Source organism: Amycolatopsis sp. NPDC102522, from assembly GCF_055584485.1.
In genome coordinates this window covers 349,035-373,417 of the sequence record NZ_JBVJLY010000005.1, presented here as the reverse complement: position 1 = coordinate 373,417, position 24,383 = coordinate 349,035, and the positions used below count along the sequence as shown (strand labels likewise).

Here is a 24,383-nt window from a genome sequence, read left to right as displayed (position 1 = left end):
ATTGTCGACCAAGGCCAGGCTCGCACCCGGCGCACCAGGCTGTTTCCCTTGCCCGCGACCGGTCTTCCGGCGCAGCGACTTCGGCGCCGGCTTGGAAAACACGTCCTGCGACGGCGGTTTCGACGAATTCCGCGACGTGGTCTTCAGCCGCCGCTCCAGCTCCCCGACCCGCACGGTCAACCGCTCCACCTCGGCCTGCAACACCCGGATCGTCTCCGCCTGCGCGACCACCAGAGCAGCCAACTCGTCATACGACGGACGCTCACCCCCGGACACCCAGTGATCATCGCAGAACGACGATCACCACATGACCCGGGACCTGACTAGTTACGCTGCTGCTCCAGTCCGGTGGGCAGTACGTCTTCCTCCCGGCGAACTGGCGGATCTCGACCGGCGTCGCGTTCGTGATCCCGAAGACCGAAAAGCAGCGCCTCGAATTCGGCCCGTCCCGATCGGTCCCGCCACCCGGCTGCTGACGCGCGTCAGGCCAGGTGAGTCCCGAACCATTCGGTGATCGCCTTGTCGACCTGCTTCGCGATCGGCAGCTGCGGCGCGGGCTCGATGCCCGGCTCTTCGGCCAGCGGATGCGCGAGACCGGCCACCCTGATCAGGCGGACGTCGTCCGGACGGGTGTACCGCTGTCGCAACGCGGCGACCAGGTCGTCGGCGTCGGCGCGCAGCGACGGGTGGTCCTCCTCGCCGCTGACGAGTACCAGCGGAACTTGCTTTTCCCGCGCCGAGATTTCACCCGATCGTGCGACGAAGTCGAGCTGATCCGCCGCCTGTTCCGACTCGTCGTTCCACGGATACGGCTGCTCCAGCAGGCCTTCCACCAGGCCGACCACCGAACGCGCCCGTACGGCGGGGTTGACCAGGGCGGCCGCGCGGACCGGGATCTCGCGCGTGGCCAGGATCGTCAAGGCCACGGCACCGCCCAGCGAACCGCCGACGACGGCCATCCGGGAGGTGTCGAAGCCGAAGCGTTCCCGCAGTTCGGCCAGCGCGGCGGGGAATTCCAGCGCCGCCTGCCGGACGAACGGGTCGATGTAGGCGAGCATGGCGTCACGGCGGGCCCTGTCGACGACGGCGTCCATGGTGCCGTCGACCATTCTCGCGCCGCACAACGGCATTCCGAGGTACACCCGCCACGCCGGCACTCCCGCCAGCGGCAACGCGGCCGCGAACGCCGCGTCCGAGCGGGGCGAATCGATCATGTGCCATGCGACGACCACCGGCGCGGGGCCGCTGACCTCGGCCGATGGCGGCAAGACTGTGAACGGTACCCCCGCGGCCGTGCCCGTGACCGGTTCTCCCACCGCTGTCCTTCCCAGTACGTTGTCGATCTCCACCATATCCACGACGCACCGGAGGCGGACCTCGTTCCGCCACAAGCGAAACAGTATGCCCGCGACGTCACCCCGACGCGCCGCGGAGGTGGTTGCGGGTGGTCGTCGACGGCCGAATAGTGTTGCGGCCCGGCCCATTGGAGGTGAACCGCCCGTGCCCGATGTCGACTACTACGAAGTGCTCGGCGTGGGTAAGGCCGCCTCCGTCACCGAGATCAAGACCGCGTACCGGCGGCTCGCGAAGTCGCATCACCCGGACACCGGGGGCTCCGCGCTCACGTTCCAGCTGGTCCGCGAGGCCTACGACACGCTCAGCGATCCGATGCGGCGCGCGGGCTACGACGCGGACGGGCGCTCCGTGCGCGTGCCGATCCGGCCTCGGCCGAGACGTCGCTTCGGCGAAGAACCGGGCTACGAGCCCGAGCGGGTCGTGATCGATCCGGAAGACCTCGAATGGTGGGAATTCGCCGCACAGGACGGGCGCGTGCGCCACGGACGGCGGCGCGGCCCCGGGCACACCCCGGTCGTGGCGGCGGTCGGTGGCATGGTGCTGGTGCTGCTACCGGTGCTGACCGGCGTCGGTTTCTCGGCGCCCACACTGATCATCTGGCTGATCCTGACCGCCGGAACGGCCCTGCTGGTGCAACGGCTCGCGCGCGGCTACCTCGCCGCCTCCCGCGCCAAGAACCGGTTCGCCGCCGAATTCGGCGGGAAGCGCGTGTTCGGCGCCCCCGGCACCGAGACCGACGAACTCGCCGAACGGCTCACCGCCGACCTGCTCGAGCGCTACCTGACCCGGCTGCCCGGCGCGCGGATCTTCCACGGCCTCTCGTGGCCGGACTCCGTGTTCGCCGACGTCGACCACGCGGTGCTGTGCGGGAAGCGGCTCGTGCTCGTCGAATCGAAGCTGTGGCTGCCGGGACACTACGAAACCGACGACGACGACCGCCTGCTGCGCAACGGCCGCGCCTTCCGCGGCGGCGGGAGCAGGCTGGCCGAAAGCCTCGCCGAATACCGGCGGATCCTGCCGGGGGTCACGTTGCGCGGGGCGATGATCGTGTACCCGAGCCGGACCGGTGAGATCACCACGGATCTCGACGATCCCTCCCCCACGCCGCCGATGACGCCGGAGCAGTTCCTGCACGAGATCGGCGGCTGGCTGGCGGCGGAGCCGTCCACTGTGGACACGGCGACGATGCGGGTGGTCCGGGACCGGGTGATCGGCACCGGCTGACGCCTGGCTGCCTGGCGCGAAAGGTGCCGCTAAAGCCGACACTTCGCCGCAGCTGGGCGGCCGCAGTGACGTCGGGCAGCGCGATACTCCAGACCCCGACCCCAATGCGCGTGAAGGCCCCCTTCCCTCGGCTGAACCGAGGGAAGGGGGCCTTCACGTGGCAAAAGCGACTACCGGACCGAGCGCTCCTTCTTCTCACGCGCGGACCGGGTGCAGACCTCACCGACGTCGACCGTCTGGCCGCGGTCGATGTAGACGTCCGCCAAGCCGACGAGCTTGCCCTTCGGCGACGAGCAGGTCAGCTGGTACGCCTCCTTCGGGCCGTAGGTCGGCGGGATCGGCGCCTGGAACGAAACGCCACCGGTCCAGTCGTCCACAGAGGACGGATTCGCCTGGGCGTAGTTGACCAGCACGGCCCGGTAGTCCCCGGCGGGCGGGTCGTACAGGATCGCGTGCTCTTCGGTGGTCGAACCGTTCGCCGACGACGACACCATGTTGCCCGCGGCGTCGAAGACGTACAGGTCCCAGTCACTGTCCTGGCTGGCCCACTTGACGTCGACGCTGAACTTCCCGTTGTCCACCTTCGGCAGCCCGTCGACGTGGAACGTGAAGCTCTCCGAAGCCGGGTCGGTCGGGTAGTTCGTGTTGACCGCGGGCACGCCCGCCGGGTTGGTCACCGCGATGCCCGTCTGCGCCGGGCCCTGCGGCTCGCGGCCGTAGCGGCCCGCGACGTAGGGACGGGTCGACGGGTTGATCGACCACGCGAACCGGCCGCCGGTCGAGGACAGCGACGAGTTCAGGTTGTCGGTCACGTAGATCGGCGGCTTCGTCGAGCCGTCCGGCTGCACCACCGGGGCGGTCGGTGTCTGGAAGGTCTTGTGCAGCTTCAGCTGGTAGCCCTTCGGCGCGGTGCCGATCAGCGTCGAGTGTGCCGCCGGGTCGGCGGCGTTGGCCAGCATGTCGATGAAGGCCGCACGGTTACCGCCCTTGCCCGCACCGGCGGCGGGAGCGACGCCGGTGTACTCGGCGACGACACCGGCCTGGAACGGCGGGTGGAACTCGGTGTTGCCGATCTCGAACGTGAAGCCCCAGCCACCGGTGGCCCAGTACGACCAGTCCTCGGTCGAGCCGGTCGTGTCGTAGAGCGCCCACGACGGCTGGCTGGTGTATCCGTTGCGCGAGGCCATCTTGTCACCGAGCGCCTTGTACGCCGGCTCGTCGAGCGGCGGGCGGACGGCGGCGACACCCGGGACACGCAGCACCAGGTTCGAGAAGGTGTGCAGCGTGATCAGGTTGGTCACCTGGCGGTTGGACACGATCGAGCGAATGTTCTGCGTTTCTGGCTCGGAGAACGGGCCGGAACCGCGGAAGGTGTCGCTGCGCCACAGGGTCGACGCGCCGGCGCCGCCCCAGAAGCCCGCGTAGTTGCGGTTCGGGTCGGTGCCGCGTTCACGGCCGCCGGGGTTGGCCTTGCAGACGCCGGTCGCGAATTCCTTGGGAGAATCGTTGACGTTGCAGTTCTTGCGCTTCATTTCGTAGTCGAAGCGCGAGAAATCGCCCTTGGGCTCGGCTTCACGGGAGATTTCGAAGCCGTCGGCGTTGACGATCGGCACGATGATGTTGCGCGTCCGGCCGACCAGACCGCGGACGTCGGGGTTGTTGCCGGTGTAGCCCTTGACCAGTTCGTGGGCCCATTCCATGGCGTGCTCGCCCGCCGGCCACTCCCGGGCGTGGTGCACGCCCATGGTGAAGTTGACGGGTTTGCCGTCCGTGATGTTCTTGACGTCGGTCGCGATCTCGAGACCGACGACGTCACGGCCTTCCCAGGTCGGCTGCGGCAAGGTGAACGCCGTGACGAGCTTGGGGTTCTTGCGGGCCAGTTCCTTGACCTCGAACTGGTAGTCGTAGAGGTGCCGGTAGCTCGTGCGCCCGGACGGCAGGGTGGAGCCCTGCGTCTTCGCGGCGTACTCACGGTCGGTCTTGGCGTTCTGGATCGACTTCGCCGAAAGGTCGGCCTCGACCACCTTCGACTTGAAGCCGTTGTCCGCCAGCGTCTTGCGGTCGGCGTCGTTGGCGAGGACGACCTCGACGCCGGTGGCGTCGGCCTTCTCGGTGACGTCCAGCCCGAGCCGGAGGAGTTTGTCCTTGTCCTGCTTGGCCGGGGTTTCGACCCGGACGAGTTCGGCGCGCTGCGGCGCGGGCGCGGCGCCGGTCGGTGTCCCCTGCGGCGTGAGCGCGAGGAAGTCGACCCCCAGGAGCGCGTCGCGCGTCTGCCCGTCGTAGCGGCAGGTCTGCACGACCAGCTTCTGGTCCTTCTTCACAAAGCCTTCAGCGAGTTCGTGACTGCGCAACGCGGCGGACGCGGCGACCACGGCGCCGGTCGCCTTGTCGAAGACCGCGAGGTCCCAGTCGCCCTCACCGCCGCCACGAGGCGCGATCCGCGCCTGCAGCAGACCGTCTACTGTGGACGTGAACTCGCGGCGATCGGTGCCGGACGTGCCCGGCTTCTGCAACGCGGCGAAACAGGACCGCGGTACGGCCTGGTTGGCGCGCACCACGTTGTCCGCGGCCCCCGCCGTCGTGGCCGACGGAAGTGCCACGAAGGTGCCGGCGAGCACCAGGGTCGCCGCCGTCCATCCCGCTCTTCGCCGGTTTGGTGAATACCCCACAGACTGACCTCCTTGGACAGTCCGGTGACCGGGTGAGGTCACCGGTAGCGAGACCCTAGACCCGAGACCCCACCCGAGGGACCCGCCACAAGTCGCCTGCACTTCTTTCGGCCCAACGATCTCACAGACCGTGCCGGAACGATCACTGGCCACGGGCACCGTAGAATGGGACTTTCCTGTCGATTCCGACAGGAAGGCCTAAGAAAACCTTCAGGTTGGGTGGTTACCTTTCAACCATGACGACGTCCCAGGTCACCGCCAGGTCCCCGCTGGCACTGCTGGCCGCCGTGGTCTCGGTCGCCGGCGGAGCGCTGCTGATCCTGCTGCTGCAGGTGCTCCCCGCCACCAGCGGCATCAGCCCGATCCGCCGCACCATCAGCGAATACGCGCTGAGTGAGAACAAATGGATCTTCGACGTCGCGGTCCTGCTGGTCGCGCTCGGCTCGGCGATCGGGTTCGGCGCGCTGATCCGCCGCAAGCACCTTCCCGCGCTGTCCGCGGCGTCGGTCTTCTGCGCGCTCTGGACGGTGAGCCTGGTGGTGATCGTGGCGTTCCCCAAGAACAACTGGGCCATCGGGCCCAGCGCCGGCGGGACTGTGCACCGGATCGCGAGCGTCGTGGCCTTCGTCTGCCTGCCGCTGGCCGTGTGGTTCGCCGCGAAAGCCGTCTTCCCGTCCTCTCCCGCGCGCCGCGCGGTGACCCGGGTGCTCGCGGTGGCGGCGCTGGCCTGGTTCGGCGTGATCCTCGGGGCGATCGTGGTCTCGATGAACGGCGGCAGGCCGTGGTGGCAGGCGATCCCGCTGGGACTGGTCGAACGCGCGATGGCGCTGACCGGACTGATCGCGCTGGCGTCGTTGCTGATCCCGTCCCGGGTGAGCGTTCCGGCCACGAAAGAAGCAGAAGCGCTGCGGATCGCGTCCTGAACCGCGAACACCGCGCATGCCCGGGCCGGGCATGCGCGGTGACGGGTTCAGCCCCGCGCGACGCGAGGAATCCCCCCGACGTACCCGGGGATGGGAACGGCGGCATCGTCCTCGTCCACGTCCTTGCGCAAGCGCGCGGTGCAGACCGAAAGGTGCACCACGTCGGCGCGTTTGTGATGGCGGTACACGTGGACGTCGGTGGCGAAGCACGCCGCGGCGAGCAGGGCCCGCCGCTGCTCGATGCGCTCGTAGCCGACTCCCGCCGGGCAGAACACCGTGACCTCGATTTCGTCACCGCGCGGCTTGGTCCACAGGATCACCGGCAGCTTGCCGTCGAGCGTGCACACCCTGGCCCGGGCGAACCCGGTCCGCAGCCGGTGCTGCACGACGACCGAGCGGAGCCGGTCGCGGAGGAAGCGCCGTGCCGCTTTCCAGTAGAACAGCCAGTTCGCGACGCAGAACAGCACGACCGCGGCCCAGATCGGTCCGGCCGCCTGGAAAAGGGTGAACAACGCGTACGGGAGGACGAGCAGCGCGCCGATCTCGTACCGCCAGTGATAGAGGCCGGTGAACGGGTTGGGCCGTCTGACCACCGTGACCTCCCTGGCCAGCTCGGCGATCGCCTGGGGTTCCTGCCAACGGCTCATGACCTTCCTCCTGTCCGTCCGGCGGTGCTTTCGGCGGCCACGGCCGCCGAGGGAAGGGAACGGACGACACCGGCACCGGCGCAGTCCGGGCAAACGGCGTCCTCGTAGGGCCACCACCCCGTGCCTCCGCACGGTTCGCACGCGTGCACGGTGTCCCAGCGGGGATCGCGGTAGACGCGGCGCCTGCTCCCCGGGACGCGGGTCACCTGCCAGCCGCGTGCGGCGGCTCTGGCGTCTTCGTCGGATGCGAAAAGCCATTCGTGGAAACGTTCGAGAAGCCGATCGAACCAAGATCGGGGTGCTGCCGTGTGGTTCTCGTGGTGGGACATGAAGTTCACCCCCGATACTGCGAAGCGCGGACTCGGGTCGGCACACACGACGCCTACTCCGGCATTCGTGTGGCCCGCAGACGGCTCGAACCGGTTCGGATGCGCAGCGTCACATTCAGATGGCTGTCAGCATCCGGTTTCCGGTCGGGCCCGGGTCAGACCGGCCCTCTTCGACGGGCGGGTCACGCACCCCGGGACCTGGTAGAACAGGGCCGGTCGCGGCCTTTCCCACGTTGTGACACGACGTTGACCGAGGTGCCAGCGCGGTCCGATTCGATTGCTGTACTCTCGCCGTTGTGTGCACGTTCAGTCACCGCCCTACATTGCCTACCCGAGGTAGGTAAGCCCGTGTCTAGTGCCTACATAAAGCCTACATCGGCCGGGGACCGGCCGGTAAGCCCCGATGCGGAAACCGTTACCGCGTCGGATGTCGGGCGTGAGCTGCGACGGCTGCGCAAGGCCGCGGGCGAAACGCAGGCGGAAACCGCCCGGATCATCGGTGTCACCAGGGCGAACCTGACCCAGTGGGAGACCGGCAAATACCTCCCGTCGGCGCACAACGCCCGCCAGCTCGACGACCACTTCCGCGCCGTGAACGCACTGTTCACGCTGGTGAAGACCGCCCGGTCACCCCATGACCACTCCCCGCCCGCCGCCGGCGACGCGGGCGTCATCGACACTTCCCGTTCCCTGCTGCAGGTCTTTCACACCGTTGGTGCCAGGCTCGCCGAGCTCCTGATCCGCGACGAGCACGGCAAACCGCTCGGGTGGCGGCAGAACCTGCAGCGGAAGACCGCTCCGACGGTGCTGAGCACCGCGTACGGGATCAGCACGATGCAGTTGGTAGGCGAGCCCTACATCGACCTACATCCCCTGATCGAAAGCCTGCACCGGCGGCGCTCCGACTACGGCTGGCGAGGCCGTCCGGAAGGCAAATGGCCGGAGACCACCGCGGCCGTCCTGGACGCGTTGTTCCGTGCGGACACCACGCTCTCGGTCGACGACGGTTTGGAACTGCTGGAACACTCGCTGGACCCGTTCAGCAGGACTCGCCCTTACCTGCTGGCGACGACTCTGCAGACAGCGGTGCGCATGCGGCCCGACGCCGAGCTGACCGACAGGCTCATCGACTATCTGCTGGCCACCCGGCTCGAGTTCGACGGCGTCCGGCTGTGGCCGGAGAAGAACGAAGCGGGACTCGTGGCACCGGAGCCATCCGTGGCGCACACCGCCCGGGCAGTGGTCGTGCTCCGCGACGTACTGCGAAACCGCGATGATCGCAACGACGTCCTGGAGGCGGCCGACGAAGCCACACAATGGCTCATCGATCGGACTCATCCGGACGACGCCGTGGCAGAGGACCTCGAGAGGCCTCGCCCCGACGGTGACGGGACCGCCCGGATCATCATCCGGCACTTCACCTCCGCCTGGGTCGTCCAAGCGCTGGCCGTCGCCCCCTTCCTGCCACTCCCCCGGCTCAACCGGGCGCTCGGAACCCTTTGGGAGCGCTACGACGCCGATCAGGGGCTGTGGGCGTGGGGAAGTGGCGACCTACCCATCTGGCAGACGCTAGACGCCGTCACAGCCCTCCGAACGGCCGCGCTCGCCGTGGCCGCGCCCCCGCTCAGCCCTCCAGGAACGGCTCCATGACCAACACCCCCTTCTCGTCCACACCAGCCGATTCCTCCGGTACGCACGCGTTTCTCCGTGGCATCACGGATTCGCGGCCCGGCGACGGCGTCGTGGACCTGCCTTGGCTCCGCGGCGCGGCACACCGGGTCCAAGACGACCCCGGCACCTTCCTTTCCTGGCTGGAAGACATCCTCCAGAACGAGGAATCCGTACGTGGAGCGGCGAAGCGCTCTTATTGGCACCCCAACGGGTTCGCCAAAATGGTGCTGCACTCGTCGGCCGAGTTCCGGATCCGGCTTCATGTCTGGCCGGAAGCCGTCGAACCGTCCTGCGGCGAGTCCAATCCGCACAGCCATCGCTGGGAATTCGCTTCGACCATCATCGCGGGCGAAGGCATGGACATGGTCGAGTACGGCGAGACCAGCGAAGGCGGAGAGCTTCATACGAGGTACTGGTACGGGGTCGATCCGGCCGACCCCGCGGCGCTGCGGCGCGACGGGCAAGCTCACCTCGAGAGGCTGCGAGCACCGCGCGTCCGACGCGGGCAGGTCTACTCTTGCGATACCGAGATCGTGCACACCGTCCGGCCGATCGACGCGAGCCTCACCGCGACCCTCGTCGTGCAGGGGCCTCACCTCTCGGCGAAAACCGTTGTCTATTGCCTGCCCGGTCAAACCGACGACCAGCCCAACGGCGAATTGACCGAAGAGGACTTCCGCGTTCTCGTCAAGTCCGTCGTCGCCGCGTTCGACAAGCGGGTTTCGTCATGACCACGGTCCAGCCCGTCCCTTCGAACCCGCTCTCGGAGCTCGATTTCGGAGATCGGCGAATCGAACGCGGTGTCCTCACCGACTGGGAGATCAGGAAGGCCCGGAACGACGGCGATCTTTCCGTCCTGCCTTTCGACGGCACGCTGATCCGTCCTGCCGCGATCAGCCTGCGGCTGGGCGACGAGGCCTTCAGCCTGGTGTCCACCGGCCCCGTCGACATCGCCGACCAGGCCACGTACCCGGACCTCGTGCCGAAGGAACTGGATGGCCAAGGCCGGTTACGGGTGGAACCCGGCGAGGTCGTCCTCGCTCCGACCCTGGAACGCATCGGGCTCTCGAACCGGCTGGCCGGGCTCGTCGACGGCACCAGCGATTACGCTCGCCTCGGCATCAGCGTGGTTCTCTGCGGCCAGGTCAGCCCCGGCTTCGGCAGCAGCAACGGCGCCGTCCTGACCCTGGAAATCGTCAATCATCTGCGCCATGCCGTTCTCCTGCATCCCGGCGCCAGAATCTGCAATTTGATGCTGTTCGCCTCCGCCGGAAGCGAGAAACCCTACGACCGGATTCCACACAACTATTCGAACGACCATTTCGTCATGCCTTCCCGCCTAGCCGAACGAATGGAACGAACCCACAATTCCAGCAACTAGTCAGTTCATCCTCCTGGCGGGCAGACAGGCGAAATAGCCGCAACTACGCTCCTTGGTTCCGAGTCCCTTGCCCGCTTGAAGTACATGAAGGACCCCTTCATTGCGCTAGGCGCAGTGAAGGGGTCCTTCATGTACTTGGGAAGGTGTGAAGGTCGGGTTTTCTCGGCTGAGCCGCCTTCACGCGCAGCCACTGTGACTCCTGGTGCGCGTGGGGCGTATGTGGCGATCCAGTCTCGTGAGTGGTGAGGACGGTTCTATTGAGGGGTAAGGCAAACCTGGCGTGTTTGTGGACGGTGTCGGTGACTCTGCGCGACACCGGGCCTGTGGCGTCGACTGTGTGGATTTTGGTGCGTTGGATGACCAGAAATCCACACAGTCCCGCGTGATCGGACCGGTCACGACGGTCGGACAGGGAGGGTGTGTGGAAATGGGGACGTTGAGCGTCCCTATTTCCACACACTCCTCACCCTGAGTGACAACTCGCGCCCTCGTTGACCCGACACCTTTGCCTTACCCCTCAATAACCGTCCTCACCACTCACGAGGCCGAAGGGTTACCGCAGCCGGTAGGCGTTCGTGATCGTCTGCGTCACCGAGTTCCCGACCGAATCCGTCGCCGAAAGCCGCAACGACACGAAGGTCGAGGAGCCGAACGGCGGCGCCAAGACAAAAGCCTGCCGGTGCTGACCAGCCCCGAAGACGGGCTGACGGTGCCAGGTCTTGCCGCCGTCGAAGGAGGCCTCGGCGGTGACCTGCCGGACGGTTCCCGTCACCCCGGCGGGGCGCTCGACCTCGATCGGCACGGCGAGCGGGAGCAGGCGCCAGGCGTCGTTGGCCGGACCGAGCGACGGAGTGGCCCTCAGCGCCATCAGCGGCAGCGGCTTTTCGCCCGCCGACCGTTGCGAGCGGAACTTCCACGACGTGACCACGTTGGCGGACAGCTCGGCGTTGGAGCCCTCCGGCCGGTTCGCGTCGATGGTCAGCGTGTAGTCGCCCGCTTCCGGCGGCACGGTGAAGGTCACCGGGCCGTTGTTCGGCCAGAGGTGGCCGGGAACCTGGGGCACGGAACCGATCTCCTTCCCGTCTCGCACGAGCCGGGTGGTGCCCTCCATCACCGAAAGGCTGACGTGGTCGCCGCGGGCCGCGAGCAGCGGGAACAGGAGGCTGAGGCTGTCCCCGTCGCGTACCGTCTTGGTCAGCTTCGCCAGCGTCGGGCCGACGACCGCGCGATTCCAGTCCTCTTTGGACTGCTGGCCCGCGCGGTATTCGACACCTGCCGCCGTCTCCTGGGTGTCGCTCCAAGTTCCGTTAGTGGCGACTCGACCCACGAAGAGCCGCTTCAGCCAGCGGATCTTCCCGGTGCTGTAGAACTCTTCCCGCGTCGAGGGCAGCTGAGCCTGCGCGGTGAGGAACCAGGCGTCGCCGAGGTCGGATTCGTTGTCGTAGGGCGAAGGCAGCACGTGCAGGTTGCCCCATTGCTTGCCCGTAGCGGCGTAAGTCGCGTTCACCTTCGCCAGTTCGTGGTCACGTACGCGATAGGCGGAGACGTCGGGAACGCGGCCCTTGCCGGGAAATTGCAGGTTGTACAGGTACGGGCTGTTCTCCGAACGACCCTCGCCGGTCTGCTTGCTCAGCATGGTCGTGACGAGGAAGTCGAAGTCGGGCACGGCCGTCCGGGTCGGCGCGACGTAGGCGTACTGGTCGTCGTGGAAAAGCCTCGGCTGGTACCACGAATAGCTCGTGCTCCCCCGGCCCGCGACGCGTTCGGAGAAGGCGACGATCTGGCCGTTCGAACTGGCGTCCCGGCGGTCCGTCCGCACCGTCACGGGTTTCGCCAAACGCCCGTCCAGCACGACTTCCCGATCGCGATCGAGCACGAAGCCCGGCTCACTCACCAAGCTCATCCCCGGCGATTCGGAGATCTGCGAGACGAACAGATACCGGCCCTGCGGCAGCCGGATCGGGCCGCCGCCGTCCTGCGCGGACAGCACCTTCCCGTCGCCGTTGTCCAAATTGGTCACGAACACGATGCCGCTCGCCTTGCCGCCCTTGCGGTCGAAAAGCTTGACGTCGGCCGAAAAGACCTCGCGCTGGAGGTCGGCGCCGATCAGGCTGCGGACTTCGGCACCGGAGGCGGAGGTGGCGAGCAGCGTGCCGCCGTAGGCACCGCGCGACTTCTGCGCGGGGTTCACGGTGATCGTCGCGGTCGCGGTCGCGCCTGCGGGCACCGTGATCCTCGGCCGGTCCACTGTGACCAGGCCGTCGACCGCCGGTTTCCCGTTCTCGTCGCGGACATCCAGCCGCAGGTCGAGATCGACGGGCTGGTCACCGTTGTTGCGGTACGTGATCTCCCTGGTGAGCGGTTTCGGATCGGCCACCGGAACGGTGCCGAACGCCAGCGTGGTGACGTCGGTGCTCACACGCTGCTGAACCGCCTTGGCGACGTCTGTCCGTCCCGCTCCTTGCTGGAAGACCGTCAGCCCTTCGGTCGGCTTCGCGCTGCCCGTGAGCCCGGCCTTGATCTGCTCCGGCCGCCAGTCGGGGTGCTGCTGGGCGAGCAGCGCCGCCGCGCCCGCCACGTGCGGCGTCGCCATGGAGGTGCCCGACATCGGCTGATAGCCGCCGCCCGCCTTCGCCGCGACGATCTCCACGCCCGGTGCGGTGATCTCCGGCTTGACCGCGTTGTCTCCCCGCCGCGGTCCCTTGCCGGAGAACGACGCCAGCGCGTCGGCCCGGTCCACCGCGCCGACGGTGAGTGCCGCGTCGGCGCTGCCCGGCGACCCGATCGTGCCCGCTCCGCGTTCCCCGTCGTTGCCCGCCGCGATCACGAACAGCACGCCGTGCTCCTTGGTGAGCCGGTTCACCGCGTCTTCCAGCGGATCAACGTCCTCACCGTCTTCGCCGCCGAGGCTCAGGTTGATCGCCTTGGCGCCCTCGGCGACCGCCCACTCCATGCCGCTGATGATCTCCGACCAGCCGCCGCTGCCGTCGTCCCCGAGCACCTTGCCCGCGAGCAGCCCGGCGTCGGGTGCGACACCCTTCAGCCTGCCCGCGGAGGCGGCACCGGAACCCAGGATCGTCGAGGCGACGTGGGTGCCGTGGCCGTGCCTGTCGGTGGGATCCCCGCCGCCGGAGAAGTCCTTGGCCGCGACGATCTTGCCCGCCAGATCCGGGTGACCGGCGTCGACGCCGGTGTCCAGCACCGCGACCTTGACGTTCTTGCCGGTGAAGCCGCTCTGCCAGGCCTGCGGCGCGCCGATCTGCGGCACGCTGTGGTCGAGGTTCGCCTTGACCCTGCGGTCCAGCCACACCTTCTGCACCGACGTCGCGCGGGGACCGGTCAACGCGGACCAGAACTCGCCCGCGCGGTCCTTGGGCTGGGCGAACGCGGTCGCGCCGACACTGTCCAGCCGCCGCACCGCGGTCGCGCCCGCGATGGCCGCCGTACCTTCCTGCTTCACGATCAGCGGGAGGGTCGCCCGCGCGCTGTCGTCGTAGCCGTCGGCGAGCAGCCTGTCGACGCGGAAGAGCCGCTCGTCAAGGACGCCCTTCGCCACCAGAGGGAGAGCGTCGGCCGGGTAGACCGACCAGCCGTTCTTGTCCTGGCTGCGCTGGAAACCCATCCGTTCCCGGCCTGGTCCTGGCTGCACCGAAAGGGCGGGCGCCCCGCCTTGGCGCTCCTGCACGGTGACCCGGTCGCCGGTGATCAGGGTGAGGGTGCGCGGACTCGGCGTCGCGGCGCTCTCCGCCGGTGGCTGCCCGGGAGCGGCCTGCGCGACTTGCGCGCTGGTCACCCCGAGCACGGTCACCAGGAGCAGACCGGCCAGGACATGGGCTCTTCGGCGCATGTGGCACCTCCGTTTGCACTCGTATCGGTGTGCCGAGGCTTTCGGAAGTGCAGGTCAAAGCGCTATACGTCAGGGCCGATCAGGTCGTCCGGAATATCCGTTCGGGCATGGCGTGATTACGGTCACATGCGTCGCCATCCTTCGGCGCCTCTACAAACCGACCGCTCAGTACGGCAGACTCAAGTCACTTCAACTCGACGACGAGGAGCAGACCCGTGACCGAACACCCCTCCCGCGTAGCGATCGTCACCGGCGCAGGCCGTGGCATCGGCGCGGCCGTGGCCAAGCGCCTCGCTTCCGACGGATTCGCCGTCGGCCTGCTGGACCTCGATGAGGCGGGGGTCAAGCAGGGAGCCGAGGCGATCGTCGCCGAAGGTGGCAAGGCCGTCGGTGTCTCCCTGGACGTCAACGACGCCGCGCAGGTCGAGGCCGCGGTGACCCGGGTGGCCGAAGAACTCGGCGCGCCGACAGTGCTGATCAACAACGCCGGCATCACCCGCGACAACCTGCTGTTCAAGATGACCGAACAGGACTGGGACTCGGTGCTGGGCGTGCACCTGAAAGGCTCGTTCCTGATGACCCGCGAGGTGCAGAAGTACCAGACGCAGGAGAAGTGGGGCCGCATCGTCAACCTGTCCAGCACTTCGGCGCTGGGCAACCGCGGGCAGGTCAACTACTCCGCGGCGAAGGCGGGCATGCAGGGCTTCACCAAGACCCTCGCGATCGAACTGGGCAAGTTCAACGTCACCGCGAACGCCATCGCCCCAGGCTTCATCGCCACCGACATGACCGCGGCGACCGCCGAGCGGATCGGCATGTCGTTCGAGGACTTCAAGGCGGCGGCCGCGTCGCAGATCCCGGTGCAGCGCGTCGGCACCCCCGACGACATCGCCAATCTCGCGTCGTTCCTGGTGAGCGACGGCGCCGGGTTCATCTCCGGCCAGGTCATCTACGTCGCCGGCGGACCGAAGGACTGAGCCATGCGCGAATTCGCCTCCCTGCAGGAGTTCGAGAACGCCGTCGGCGAGCACTTCGGCCACAGCGAATGGCTGACGCTCACCCAGGAACGGGTGAATCTGTTCGCCGACGCCACCGACGACCACCAGTGGATCCACGTCGACGCCGAGAAGGCGGCCGAGGGCCCGTTCGGGGCGCCGATCGCCCACGGTTTCCTGACGCTTTCGCTCATTTCGGGGTTCGTCGGGAAGCTCTACCGGGTCAACGGGCTCAAGATGGGCATCAACTACGGCCTCAACAAGGTCCGGTTCCCCCAGCCGGTCAAGGTGGGCTCGAAGATCCGGGCGGGCGCCGAACTGATCGAGGTCACCGACGTCGCCGGTGGCAAGCAGGCCGTCGTCCGGTGGACGATCGAGATCGACGGCGAGCCGAAACCGGCGTGCGTCGCGGAAATGGTCGTCCGGCTCATCGCCTGACAGGTGACCTCCGGCGCCTCGCCGGGTCGCCACTACCCGACATACCGACTGGTCGGTACTGTAACCGGAAAGCGAGACGCTGGAGGCACCATGAACCAGACCGACTTGCCGGGCCTCGACCTGGCCAGGCTCAAGGCCTACCTGGACGAGCACCGTCCCGGTCTCGTCCAGGGCGGCCTGAGCGGCCAGGTCGTGGAAGGGGGCCGGTCCAACCTCACCTACGTCGTGGGCGACGGCCGGTCCCGCTGGGTGGTCCGCCGACCGCCGCTGGGCCACGTCCTGCCGACCGCGCACGACATGGGCCGCGAGTTCCGGGTGATCTCCGGTCTGCACGGCACCGCCGTCCCGGTGCCGGAAACGGTGCTGCTGTGCGAGGACACCGACGTCATCGGCTCGCGGTTCTACGTGATGGAGTTCGTGGAGGGCACGCCGTTCCGCTCGGACACCGAACTGGCCGCGCTGGGCCCGGCCAGGACGAAGGCGATCGCGGACGAACTGGTCGACACCCTGGTCGAGCTGCACGCGGTCGATCCGGAATCGGTGGGGCTGGGCGATTTCGGCCGCCCGGAGGGCTTCCTCGAACGCCAGTTGCGGCGCTGGAAGAAGCAGCTCGACGGCAACCGCAGCCGCGACCTCCCCGGCGTCGACGAACTGCACGACAGGCTCGCCTCGTCGGTACCGGAATCGGGCAGGCCTTCGATCGTCCACGGCGATTACCGGCTGGACAACGTGCTGGTGAACGCGGACGACCGGATCACCGCGGTGCTGGACTGGGAGATGTCCACCCTCGGCGACCCGCTGACCGACCTCGCGCTGCTGGTGGCCTACGCCGAACGCGACAAGGTGTCCCTGCAGTTCGTGTCCAACGCCAGCTCCGCGCCGGGCTATCCGCGCAACGACGAGGTCATCGCGCGGTACGCCGAGCGTTCGGGGCGCGACGTCTCCCGCCTCAACTGGTACGTGGGCTTCGCCTTCTTCAAACTCGCGGTGATCCTGGAAGGCATCCACCTCCGCTACAGCAAGGGCCAGACCGTCGGTGCCGGATTCGACGGCATCGGCTCGGGCGTCGTCCCCCTGATCGCGCACGGAATCGAGACTCTCAAGGAAGAGGGATAGAGATGGACTTCGCCTTCGACGCGAAAACCGAGGAACTGCGGGGAAAACTCCTCGAGTTCATGGATTCGCACATCTACCCGGCCGAGGCCGTCTTCGAGACTCAGCTGGCCGAGCGCGACAGCGAGTGGTCGCAGCCGCCGGTCGTCGAGGAACTGAAGGCCGAGGCCCGCAAACGCGGGTTGTGGAACTTCTTCCTCCCCGGTGACCACGGCGCGGGGCTGACGAACCTGCAGTACGCGCCCCTGGCCGAGATCACCGGCCGCAGCCTCCGGCTCGCGCCGACCGCGCTGAACTGCGCGGCGCCGGACACCGGGAACATGGAAGTCCTCACCATGTTCGGCACGGACCAGCAGAAGAAGCAGTGGCTCCAGCCGTTGCTGGACGGCGAGATCAGGTCCGCGTTCGCGATGACCGAACCCGACGTCGCCTCCTCCGACGCGCGCAACATCGCCACCAGCATCCGCCGTGACGGCGACGAGTACGTCATCAACGGCCGCAAGTGGTACATCTCCGGCGCGATGAACCCGAACTGCAAGATCTTCATCGTGATGGGCAAGACCGATCCGGACGCGCCCGCGCACAAGCAGCAGAGCATGATCCTGGTCCCCCGCGACACCCCCGGCATGACGGTGAAGCGCGGCATGCACGTGTTCGGCTACACCGACGGCGACCACGGCGGGCATGCCGAAGTGGTGTTCGACAACGCCCGCGTGCCGTCGGAGAACCTCATCGCCGGCGAGGGCGACGGGTTCGCCGTCGCGCAGGCCCGCCTCGGACCGGGGAGGATCCACCACTGCATGCGCGCCATCGGCATGGCCGAACGCGCACTGGAACTGATGTGCCGCCGGGCGCTTTCGCGCGAGACGTTCGGCAAGCCGATCGCCGAACAGGGCGTGGTGCAGGACTGGATCGCCGAGTCGCGGGTCAAGATCGAGCAGCAGCGGCTGCTGGTGCTCAAGACCGCGTGGCTGATGGACACCGTCGGCAACCAGGGCGCGCACACCGAGATCCAGGCCATCAAGATCTCCACCCCGATCACCGTCGAGTGGATCCTCGACAAGGCCGTGCAGCTGTTCGGCGCGGGCGGGGTCAGCCAGGACTTCCCGGTCGCCGAGATGTGGGCGCAGGTGCGGACGCTGCGGCTGGCCGACGGCCCGGACGAGGTGCACAAGCGCTCGCTGGCGCACCGTGAACTGAAGAAGTACCGCGGAGAGGCTTCAAAGTGACGACACCTCAGGAACTCAAGGGGCGCGTGGCCGACTTGCTGGCCGCGTATCCGCCGGAAAGCACGCCGCGCCAGGACTTCCTCGACGCGCGGTTCGACGCCGGGCTGGCGTGGATCCACTTCCCCGAGGGGCTGGGCGGCCTGAACGCGCCGCGCTCACTCCAGTCCGTCGTGGACAAGGAGCTCGCGGCGGCGGGCGCGCCGGACAACGACAAACGACGGATCGGGATCGGCCTCGGGATGGCCGCGCCCACCATTCTCGCCTTCGGCACGCCCGAGCAGCACCAGCGCTTCCTTCGTCCACTGTGGACCGAGCGGGAGGTGTGGTGCCAGCTGTTCAGCGAGCCGGGCGCCGGATCCGACCTCGCCGCGCTGGGCACCCGCGCGGTGCGCGACGGCGACGACTGGGTGGTCACCGGGCAGAAGGTCTGGACGTCGGGCGCGCACAAGTCGCAGTGGGCGATCCTGGTCACCCGCACCGATCCCGACGTGCCGAAGCACCGCGGTATGACGTACTTCCTGTGCGACATGACCGCGCCGGGCGTGGAAGTCCGGCCGCTGCGCCAGATCACCGGTGAGGCCGAGTTCAACGAGGTCTTCCTCAGCGAGGTCCGCATTCCCGACGCGCACCGCCTCGGCGCGGTCGGCGAGGGCTGGAAGGTCGCGCAGACCACGCTGATGAACGAACGGGTCGCGATCGGCGGGACCGAGTTCCCGCGCGACGGCGGCATGGTCGGCGTCGTCACGGAGACCTGGCGGGAGCGGCCCGAACTGCGGACCACCGAACTGCACGACAAGCTGCTGAAACTGTGGGTGGAGGGCGAAAGCCTGCGCCTGGTGAGTTCGCGGCTGCGGCAGCAACTCGCCGCCGGCGCGCCCGGCCCGGAGGGTTCCGCGGTCAAGGTCGCGTTCTCCGAGCTGAACCAGGCCGCGTCCGGGCTGGAGATCGAACTGCTCGGCGACGAAGGCCTGCGCTACGACGACTGGACGATGCGGCGTCCCGACGGCGTGAACTTCCTCGGCCGCGAAGCCGGGTACCGCTATCTGCGCGCGAAGGGGAACTCCATCGAGGGCGGCACCTCGGAGGTCCTGCGCAACATCATCGCCGAACGCGTGCTGGGGCTGCCGTCCGAGCCGCGGATCGACAAGGACGTCGCCTGGAAGGACCTGCCCCGATGAGCGACCTGCTGTATTCCGAGGTCGAAGAGGACCTTCGCGCCAGCGTCCGCGACCTGCTCAAGGACCGCGCGGAACCGGCGTCCCTGATCGCCAGGACCGAGACGGCGGAACCGTACGACCTGCCGCTGTGGCGCACCCTCGCCGCCGATCTCGGCGCGGCGGGCCTCGCCGTCCCGGAGGCGCTGGGCGGGCACGGCGCGTCGGCGCGTGAAGTCGCAGTCGTGATGGAGGAACTCGGGCGCAGCGTCGCCCCCGTCCCCTACCTCGGCAGTGCCGTCCTGGCGACGTCCGCCCTGCTGGCGGCGGACACGTCGCAGGCGGAAGTGGTGGAAAAGCTCGGGAAACTGGCCGCGGGTGCGCTCATCGGCGCACTGGCCGTACCGCTGTCGACCACGCCCGGCGCCGAGTTCCCCTCGACGGTCACCGCGGCCGCCGACGGCACGCTCAACGGCCAGGTCCGCAGCGTCGCCGACGCTTCGGTGGCCGAACTGCTCGTCGTCCCGGCGGTGGGGCCCGACGGTCCCGGCCTCTACACGGTCGACGCGGCTTCGGCGGGCGTGACGGTCACCGAGGCGATCTCCCTGGACCTCACCCGGCGCATCGCCGACGTCACCTTGGAGAACGTGGCCGCGAAGCGCGTCGCCGTCGCTTCGGCGGCGACATCCGCGCTGGACACGGCACTCCTGACCGCGGCGGGGCTGCTCGCTTCGGAACAGCTCGGGATCGCCGAATGGACCCTGACCGAAACGGTGCGCTACCTCAAGGAGCGCTACCAGTTCGGCCGCCAGGTCGGATCCTTCCAGTCGCTGAAGCACCGGCTGGCGAACCTGTACACGGATCTGGTCAACGCCAGGGCGACCGCGCGCTACGCCGCCGACTGCCTGGCTTCCGGTGAGGACATCGCGATCGCCGTCGCGGTGGCGCAGGCGAGGAACTCGCTCATCGCCGTCCACGCCGCCGAAGAGGCGATCCAGCTGCACGGCGGGATCGGCATGACCTGGGAACACCCGGCGCACCTGTACCTGAAGCGCGCGAAGAGCGACGAGATCGCTTTGGGCACTCCTGGGCGGCATCGAGCGGCCCTCGCGCCGCTGATCGACCTGCCCGCCTGATCTCCCCCGGCGGGGTCCGGCCCGAAAAGTGTCGTACCCCGCCGGTAAACCTGTTCGAACATCTGATCGAACAGGGAGTCATCATGAAACTGCTCGTGGCCACCTCGAGGACCCAGGGCACGCGGGAGAACGACTTCTCCTTCTGCGTCGAAGGCGAACTGATCTGGATCGCCCCGTGCTGCGAAGACGGCGAGGGCTCGCCCGATTCCGTCTGCGGCTGCGGACGGTCTTTCGGCGGGCTGAACTCGCACGGCGGGACGACGACGGCGCTCGTCGCGGAGCTGCCCGGCTTCACCTATTCCGACTACACCGAAGCGTTGAGATCGAGTCTGGCCGCCCAGGGCTGGCCTTCGGACGCCGCCGACGAAGTGGCGACAGGATTGCTCGCCTTCAGCGCCCACTGGGAGGTGGGCACGGTGCTCGAACGCCGCTTCGACCTGTTCGTCGAACGCCTGGCGCCTGTGCCACCGGGCTGAGCGCCCGTCGTTACTCGGGTCGCAACGAGGCCAGCAGGAGATCGGCGAAGTGGTCGCCGATCTGGCGGGCCGAGAGCGCGCCGCCACGCCGGTACCAGGACCCGAGGTGGTGGACCGAGCCGAAGAAGAAGTCGACGATCACGTCGGCCGGTTTGTCCGCGCGGAATTCGCCGGACTCCTGACCTTCTTCGATCAGCGTGCGGAACCGCTCGTGATACTTGCGGCGTTCCGCGCGGACGGCCTTCTGCTTCTCCACGCTGAGCTGGTGCATGGACTGCATGAAGATCGTGTTGTCGTCGAGGTTGTCGATCGTGCTGACGACGACGTCTGAGGCAGCGGAACGCAACCGCTCCCTCAACGGCGCCTCGCTCGAGGCCACCTTTTCCAGCTGCTCGGTCTGCGCGCGCAGCACCCGGGCGTAGATCTCGTAGAGGAGGTCGTCCTTGGAGCCGAAGTAGTGGTACATCGCGCCCTTGGTGACCCCGGCCGCCTCGACGATCTCCTGCACGGAGGTGCGGTCGAAACCCTTCTTGGCGAAGAGCTTCGTGGCGTGCGACAGCAGACGGCGCGGGACGGCGGCCTGGTCTTCGCCGCTCGCCTCGGCCTTCCGGGTGGTCGCTCGTGTCATGGCCGGCTCCTTCTCGTGCGGACTCTCAGCATACCGGCCGGTTTGTCGACGGCCGGAGAACCGCCGGAACCCGGAACGAATTACCGGGCACTGGCCGACCGAGGCGGTACCGACGGCATGGTTCATACGGTTGGGTGACGGCCAGCCGGGCTCCATCCTGGTGAACTGGGCGCATGAGCACCAGGCACCCGGGCGCCGGGACGGGACTGCGGGCCGATGTCCGGATCGAGGAGGTGGGGATCCTGCGGGACGACGCCGGTCCCGGCGAGACCCCGCTGACGGTGCTCGCGGGCGAGCCCGGCTGCGGCCGCGGCACGGTGCTCGACAGGCTCGCCGAGGAGCTCACCCCGTCGGCCAAGGTGCTGGTGCTGCGGCTGGCCGAACTCGACCGGACGCTCCCCTACGGCGCGATCTTCCGGCTTCTCGTCCTCCTCGGCGCGGACCGCGCCGAGGAGGAGCCCGCGCGGCGATCGGTGCTGGCCATGCTCGCCAGGGCGGGCGAGACCACGCCGACCCCGGAAACAGTCGCGAAGATCGCGACGGCCGTGTTCGCCCTCCTGCGCACGCAGACCCCGCTGGTGGTCCTGGTCGACGACGCGCAGTGGCTCGACGAGCACACCGCCCGGCTGGTGAGCCCGCTCCTGCACCGGTGTTCGGCGGAGACGCCGATCAGCGTGGTCGCGACGCTGCGGATCGGCGCGGGGGACGACCTGTCCGGGAGTCCCGCGCTGCGCGGCGCCTTCGCACGGCTACGGGCGGGCGGACGCGCGAAGCTGCGGTTCCTCCGGCCGCTTTCGCGAGCCCAGTCGCGGTCGCTGCTGACCGGACTGGTCTCGGCCATGCCGAACGACGGCCTGGTGACCGAACTGCACGCCGCGGCCCGGGGAAACCCCGCCGCGCTGACCGCGCTCGTGCACGGCTACCGGTCCGCCGGTGCCCTGCGGATCGTCGACCGCACCGCCTACCGCGTCGACAGGGTCGACAAGCCGGTGGCCACCGAGGACCATCCGCTCCTGCGCGCGGTGACCGGGGCGGCCGGCGGAGTGCGCGAGGTGGCCGAGACGATGGCGGTGCTCTGCCCGCTCGGCACCTCGGCCGCCGGACTGGCCGCGACCGCGCTCGGCTGGCGGGACGGCGACCTCCGCGCGGTGCTGGACAGGCTCGTCGCCGAACGCGTCCTGGTGCGGGATCGGGACGGCGGACACCGGTTCCGGGTCCCCGCCGTCCGGGACGCCCTGCTGGCCGGGATCGGGCCGTACGCCACCCGCAGCCTGGCCGCCCAGGCGGTCAACGCCGTGTGGTCGGGGTCCGCGTCCGCCTCCGACCCGGATCTGGTGCTCGACTGGATCACCCAGGCCGGGTCACTCGTCGACACGCGCCGCGCGTCGGAAGAGCTTCTCAAGAACGGCGAGCGGGTGCTGTTCACCGACGGCGCCAAGGCGGAACGCTGGCTCCACGCCACGTTGGCCTGGGTGACCGAACCGCCGGAGCGGACCGTCGTGCTGATGATGCTGAGCTCGGCCAAGGCGTTGCACTACCGGGCCGCCGAAGCCGGGGACTGCGCGCGGCAGGTGCTTTGCAAGCATCTCGGCCACCTCGAACCGGCGCAGGCGCAGGAACTGTCGACAGTGTTCATCTCCGGGCTCGCCGCCCGCGGTGATCTGGGTGAGCTCGCCGAGATCGCCGCGGGCGCGTCCCCGGTGCTGCCGGACGACCCCGCCCTGATGGTGGTCAACCGGGCGTACGCCCTGCTGCTGAACCATCGCTGGATCGAGACGCGCGATCTGCTCGAACGGGAACGCGCGGTGTGGACCGGGAGCAATCACATCACCGCCGACTTCGGCACGATGTTCCTCGCGGCCTGCGGCGTCGTGCTCGGCGACACCTCCCAGCTGCACACCCTCATGGCGCATCCGGAACTGTGGCGGTCCACGCATTTGCCGCAGTACGAGGTCGAACAGTACCGGTTCGAAGTGGAAATGCTGTTGCAGCTGGGCGACCTCCGGCAGGCGCGACGGCGGATCACCGAGTCCGGGCTGAACGCCGAACAGCTGCCCATCGCCAACCGGTTCGCGCTGAACTACCTGGGCGGGGGCTGGCCCGAGGCGATGGAACTGGCCCGCCGGACCATGCTGGGCGGCACCGATCCGGCGCGGCCGCTGCACTACCTGCTGACACAATGCGCGATCCGGATCCTCGGCGCGCAGGGCTGGCTCTCACGGGCCAGGACACTCGCCGCCGACAGCCGTCCCTCCGGGATGCGGCACACGCTCGACCACGCCGAGTTCACCGTGCTCAGCAAACTCGGTGACACCGAAGGCGCCGACGCGTTGCTGTACTCGGCCGCGCGCAGCGCCGACGCGGGTGGCTACGTCCTGGGCACCGAAGACCTCTGGGCCGACCTGGCGCGCTCCGCGTTGGCGCGGAACAAGCAGCGCGAAGGGGAACACTGGGTGCGACGCGCGGCGCGCACGGCGACCCAGCTCGACACCGCCCGCGCGCACCAGAACCACTATCTGGCCCGCGCGGCGGTCCACCGCGAGCCCGCCTCCGCCCGGCGCGCCGCGGCCATCGCGCGCGAACGCCGCGACGTCCCGTACGAGTCGGCGATGACCCTCCTGCAGGCTGGCCTCGCCGGGCACCGGCCGGAACAGTCCTGGACCGAGGCGTACGAACTGTTCGGCGAGGTCGGTGCCTGGTTCTGGCGCGGACGGGTGCGGAAGCTGTTGCGCGACAACGGCTTCGCCGGACCTGGCCGGACGGAGACGACCGCCGAGAACGAACGGCTGCTGGCGATCCTGGTCGCCGAAGGGCTCAGCAACCGGCAGCTGGCTGTCGTCCTCGAAACCAGCGAGAAGAGCGTGGAAGGCAGGCTCAGCCGACTCTTCTCCCGGACCGGGTACACGTCCAGGGTGGAACTCGCGGCGGCGATCCTGACCGGCGACTACCGCACCTGACGACCCGCATCCAGAGGACTAAACGCGCCTGGTCCGAGCTCTCGTCTGGCGCGGTCTTCGGCCCAGCTGATGCCTCCAATGTGGCATTGGGGACGCTCAACGTCCCCAATGCCACATTGGAGGCATCGACCGCGACGTGCGAGCGCGTTTAGTCCTCTGAATGCGGGAGGGCACGCGCTTCTAGCAGTGGGAACGTCCACTGTCAACACA

The 24,383-nt window shown here is 68.7% G+C and carries 19 protein-coding genes; 13 read left to right on the top strand and 6 right to left on the bottom strand.

Annotated elements, in window-relative coordinates; genetic code table 11:
• Both ACZ6YV_RS16680 and ACZ6YV_RS16675 read right to left on the bottom strand, forming a co-directional pair.
• Nucleotides 1-276, bottom strand: a 276-nt coding sequence (locus ACZ6YV_RS16680; RefSeq protein WP_465510404.1) for a DUF6444 domain-containing protein, incomplete at its 3' end; no start/stop codon positions are given.
• Nucleotides 277-482: 206 nt separating this feature from the next.
• Nucleotides 483-1,352, bottom strand: coding sequence for an alpha/beta hydrolase family protein (locus ACZ6YV_RS16675; RefSeq protein WP_465510403.1), 870 nt, complete (start codon nucleotides 1,350-1,352; stop codon nucleotides 483-485).
• A 148-nt stretch (nucleotides 1,353-1,500) separates the two neighbouring features.
• Between ACZ6YV_RS16675 and ACZ6YV_RS16670 the strand changes: the two genes are divergently transcribed.
• Nucleotides 1,501-2,580 (top strand): J domain-containing protein, encoded by a 1,080-nt coding sequence (locus tag ACZ6YV_RS16670; RefSeq protein ID WP_465510402.1) that lies wholly within the window; start codon nucleotides 1,501-1,503, stop codon nucleotides 2,578-2,580.
• Between the two features lie 170 nt (nucleotides 2,581-2,750).
• Here ACZ6YV_RS16670 and ACZ6YV_RS16665 read toward each other — a convergent pair whose 3' ends face one another.
• Complete coding sequence (locus ACZ6YV_RS16665) at nucleotides 2,751-5,249, bottom strand: M14 family zinc carboxypeptidase (RefSeq protein ID WP_465510401.1); 2,499 nt, start codon at nucleotides 5,247-5,249, stop codon at nucleotides 2,751-2,753.
• Nucleotides 5,250-5,485: 236 nt separating this feature from the next.
• Here ACZ6YV_RS16665 and ACZ6YV_RS16660 point away from each other — a divergent pair, with 236 nt between their 5' ends.
• A complete protein-coding gene (locus ACZ6YV_RS16660; protein ID WP_465510400.1) occupies nucleotides 5,486-6,172 on the top strand; it encodes a DUF998 domain-containing protein in 687 nt (228 codons plus the stop codon).
• 47 nt (nucleotides 6,173-6,219) lie between these two features.
• On the opposite strand, the gene ACZ6YV_RS16655 is transcribed toward ACZ6YV_RS16660, so the two are convergent.
• Entirely contained in the window at nucleotides 6,220-6,819 is a 600-nt protein-coding gene (locus ACZ6YV_RS16655) for a hypothetical protein (protein ID WP_465510399.1), read from the bottom strand.
• A gap of 692 nt (nucleotides 6,820-7,511) precedes the next feature.
• On the opposite strand from ACZ6YV_RS16655, the gene ACZ6YV_RS16650 reads away from it, so the two are divergent.
• From ACZ6YV_RS16650 to ACZ6YV_RS16640, 3 genes are read left to right on the top strand one after another with little or no spacing between them, the layout of a single operon-like run.
• Nucleotides 7,512-8,798 carry a helix-turn-helix transcriptional regulator gene (locus ACZ6YV_RS16650; protein WP_465510418.1) on the top strand — a complete coding sequence of 429 codons (1,287 nt, stop codon included), beginning with the start codon at nucleotides 7,512-7,514 and terminating at the stop codon, nucleotides 8,796-8,798.
• Entirely contained in the window at nucleotides 8,795-9,550 is a 756-nt protein-coding gene (locus ACZ6YV_RS16645; protein ID WP_465510398.1) for a hypothetical protein, read from the top strand. Before ACZ6YV_RS16650 ends, ACZ6YV_RS16645 begins: the two co-directional genes overlap by 4 nt.
• Nucleotides 9,547-10,200, top strand: coding sequence for a dCTP deaminase (locus ACZ6YV_RS16640; RefSeq protein WP_465510397.1), 654 nt, complete (start codon nucleotides 9,547-9,549; stop codon nucleotides 10,198-10,200). The genes ACZ6YV_RS16645 and ACZ6YV_RS16640 overlap by 4 nt, the downstream gene beginning before the upstream one ends.
• 553 nt (nucleotides 10,201-10,753) lie before the next feature.
• Here the strand turns inward: ACZ6YV_RS16640 and ACZ6YV_RS16635 are convergent.
• A complete protein-coding gene (locus ACZ6YV_RS16635) occupies nucleotides 10,754-14,047 on the bottom strand; it encodes a S8 family peptidase (RefSeq protein WP_465510396.1) in 3,294 nt (1,097 codons plus the stop codon).
• Nucleotides 14,048-14,262: 215 nt separating this feature from the next.
• Between ACZ6YV_RS16635 and fabG the strand changes: the two genes are divergently transcribed.
• The 7 genes from fabG (at nucleotide 14,263) to ACZ6YV_RS16600 (ending at nucleotide 20,588) form a co-directional block, all read left to right on the top strand.
• On the top strand, nucleotides 14,263-15,024 hold the full coding sequence (gene fabG, locus ACZ6YV_RS16630) for a 3-oxoacyl-ACP reductase FabG (RefSeq protein WP_378378270.1): 762 nt from the start codon (nucleotides 14,263-14,265) through the stop codon (nucleotides 15,022-15,024).
• Between the two features lie 3 nt (nucleotides 15,025-15,027).
• Entirely contained in the window at nucleotides 15,028-15,480 is a 453-nt protein-coding gene (locus ACZ6YV_RS16625) for a MaoC family dehydratase (protein ID WP_378238901.1), read from the top strand.
• 90 nt (nucleotides 15,481-15,570) lie between these two features.
• On the top strand, nucleotides 15,571-16,596 hold the full coding sequence (locus ACZ6YV_RS16620; protein WP_465510395.1) for a phosphotransferase family protein: 1,026 nt from the start codon (nucleotides 15,571-15,573) through the stop codon (nucleotides 16,594-16,596).
• 2 nt (nucleotides 16,597-16,598) lie between these two features.
• Nucleotides 16,599-17,822: an acyl-CoA dehydrogenase family protein gene (locus tag ACZ6YV_RS16615; protein ID WP_465510394.1), complete on the top strand. Its 1,224-nt coding sequence runs from the start codon at nucleotides 16,599-16,601 to the stop codon at nucleotides 17,820-17,822.
• Nucleotides 17,819-19,000 (top strand): acyl-CoA dehydrogenase family protein, encoded by a 1,182-nt coding sequence (locus ACZ6YV_RS16610; protein ID WP_465510393.1) that lies wholly within the window; start codon nucleotides 17,819-17,821, stop codon nucleotides 18,998-19,000. The genes ACZ6YV_RS16615 and ACZ6YV_RS16610 overlap by 4 nt, the downstream gene beginning before the upstream one ends.
• Nucleotides 18,997-20,112 (top strand): acyl-CoA dehydrogenase family protein, encoded by a 1,116-nt coding sequence (locus ACZ6YV_RS16605; RefSeq protein WP_465510392.1) that lies wholly within the window; start codon nucleotides 18,997-18,999, stop codon nucleotides 20,110-20,112. The genes ACZ6YV_RS16610 and ACZ6YV_RS16605 overlap by 4 nt, the downstream gene beginning before the upstream one ends.
• Before the next feature lie 83 nt (nucleotides 20,113-20,195).
• The gene (locus ACZ6YV_RS16600; protein WP_465510391.1) at nucleotides 20,196-20,588 is read left to right on the top strand and encodes a DUF7715 family protein; all 393 of its coding nucleotides are present in this window, start codon (nucleotides 20,196-20,198) and stop codon (nucleotides 20,586-20,588) included.
• 10 nt (nucleotides 20,589-20,598) lie between these two features.
• On the opposite strand, the gene ACZ6YV_RS16595 is transcribed toward ACZ6YV_RS16600, so the two are convergent.
• Entirely contained in the window at nucleotides 20,599-21,216 is a 618-nt protein-coding gene (locus tag ACZ6YV_RS16595; RefSeq protein ID WP_378238907.1) for a TetR/AcrR family transcriptional regulator, read from the bottom strand.
• 173 nt (nucleotides 21,217-21,389) lie between these two features.
• Between ACZ6YV_RS16595 and ACZ6YV_RS16590 the strand changes: the two genes are divergently transcribed.
• On the top strand, nucleotides 21,390-24,173 hold the full coding sequence (locus ACZ6YV_RS16590; protein WP_465510390.1) for an AAA family ATPase: 2,784 nt from the start codon (nucleotides 21,390-21,392) through the stop codon (nucleotides 24,171-24,173).
• Nucleotides 24,174-24,383: the final 210 nt, after the last annotated feature.